The organism is Aerococcus sp. L_32, assembly GCF_050689315.1.
This window is the reverse complement of the sequence record NZ_JBOEQF010000421.1, coordinates 1-1,639: the sequence shown is the minus strand read 5'-3', so window position 1 is coordinate 1,639 and position 1,639 is coordinate 1. Positions and strand designations below refer to the sequence as shown.

General features: G+C 43.1%; 2 protein-coding genes. Both read left to right on the top strand.

Going from position 1 to position 1,639, the window contains the following annotated elements; genetic code table 11:
* On the top strand, window positions 1-1,186 hold a 1,186-nt coding region (locus tag ACRCJ0_RS13575; RefSeq protein WP_431390764.1), incomplete at its 5' end, for a polysaccharide biosynthesis C-terminal domain-containing protein.
* A partial coding sequence (locus tag ACRCJ0_RS13570) for a pseudouridine synthase (RefSeq protein ID WP_431390763.1) occupies window positions 1,176-1,639 on the top strand: 464 nt, incomplete at its 3' end. The genes ACRCJ0_RS13575 and ACRCJ0_RS13570, both read left to right, overlap by 11 nt.

The following is a 1,639-nucleotide window of genomic DNA, read 5'->3' as shown; positions in this document are numbered from 1 at the left end:
GGCGGTTTACATCATCCGTGTGATCAATAATGGCGAGATGGTCAAAGCTGTAACTCACTCAACATTTGCGGCCTTCATTGGGGCGCTAGCAGCCTTAGCCACATTGGTATTCTTCTTTATGCGCTACCGCAAAGGTTATAATAAGGAAGAAGAATTGTACGCGGTTAAGGAAGAAACCTACGTCTCTTCCAAAAATCTATTACTCGAAATCGTGATGATTGCTATTCCATTCATCGTTTCCGGTTCAGCAATCGAATTATCTCGTTTAGTCGATACTAACACCTACATGCCGATAATGACGCACTTTTCTCATCTTTCACATGATCAATTAATCAATGAATACGCCATTTTCGGTGCCAATGCCAATAAACTCGTGACCATTATCGTTTCCCTAGCTGTCGCCATCGGTTCGACCTCCATCGCTGTTATTTCAGCTACCCATTCAGAGGAAAAAAGGGATATCGAGGCCAAGCTGGCAAATAAAGCACAGCCAAAACGTATTGACCGACATGCCACGCAAGATTTTCCAGAAACAAAAGGGTTAATCGGCCACAACTTGAAATTATTCTCGCTAGTCATGTTCCCCTCTGCAATCGGGATGGCGGTATTAGCTGAGCCCTTGTACGCGATCATCTTTACCCACGATCCACTAGGTACCTCACTATTACAATTAGCAGCGGCAGTCGCTGTGACCATGGGGCTGTTTTCAGTTCTTGTTGCTATGTTACAAGCCATGTCCTTCTTTAAAGACGCTATTATGGGTATGTTACTTGGGATAACACTTAAATTGGTCCTACAAGTACCTTTCCTAGCGATTTTTAGTACATCAGGTGCTTTATTAGCTACAGGGGCAGCCTTTATCGGAATTGCCATATTCTACTTGTGGCGCCTAAAAGTCCGTATCAACTTATCAGTAGTTGAAGTTCTAGTCCAAATTAAAGGCATTGCCTTGTTATCTGGTGCTATGGGTATTGCCACTTGGTTAGTCAACCATTTCTTACGACGCACTATCTTATCACCTGAAATCTCAATTGTGCACCAAGTGGCCCAAATCGTGATTGTAGCTGGTGTTGGGGTAGCAGTTTATGTCATTGGTGGCTTACGCTTCAAACTATTAGATACGCTACTTGGCGACAAGGCCAAAATGCTTCGTGCGAAATTAGGAATGGGCCGCTATGACAAATAAAAAAACAGCGAAAAACACCCAACGTTTAGATAAATTTGTCTCTAGCATGACCACTTATAGCCGAAGTGACGTGAAGACTTTAATCAAAAAATCCGCTATTTACATCAATGGATCCGTGGCCAAGAAGCCTAATCAACCAATCAATGTAACAGAGGACAAGGTGGAAGTAGATGGGCAAGAAATCGTCTATAAACCTTATGTTTATATCATGATGCACAAACCAGACGGCGTTATATCTGCAACCGAAGACAACCGTTGGGACACCGTGATTGACCTGTTACCGGAAGACCTGGTATTAACCTACGAACCATTTCCAGTTGGACGCCTAGATAAAGACACAACAGGTCTGCTACTGATCACCAACGATGGCCAATTCAACCATGCCTTAATGGCCCCTAAGAAACACGTGGAAAAGGAATACGCTGTTCTTGTTGATGGATTATTATCAGACAA